The 255-nt window shown below is 34.5% G+C and carries 1 protein-coding gene; it reads left to right on the top strand.

Going from position 1 to position 255, the window contains the following annotated elements; all coding sequences use genetic code 11:
- Positions 1-255, top strand: a 255-nt coding sequence (locus tag LG649_RS16485; RefSeq protein WP_394371929.1) for a transposase, incomplete at both ends; no start/stop codon positions are given.

The raw sequence follows: 255 nt of genomic DNA, 5'->3' as shown, positions 1-255 counted from the left end.
TTACACAAGGCCTCAAGCTTCGCTAAACAAAAAATTAATCAAACTACTTACTCGAAAGAAAACAAGACGTTGGGCAATCAAAAACAAACGAGGTAAAGGAAGTAAAATACGTAATCAAGTCAGTATTGACAATAGACCTAAGCACATTGAGCTAAGAAATGAAGTTGGACATTGGGAAGGTGATTTAATCATTGGAAAAGGACAAAAATCGGCAATAGGAACAATCGTAGAACGCAAATCAAGATATACTTTAAT

This window comes from Neotamlana laminarinivorans (genome assembly GCF_020523925.1).
Classification (GTDB): Bacteria; Bacteroidota; Bacteroidia; order Flavobacteriales; family Flavobacteriaceae; genus Neotamlana; species Neotamlana laminarinivorans.
The sequence above is the reverse complement of the archived record's forward strand: the minus strand, read 5'-3'. Positions and strand labels throughout refer to the sequence as shown.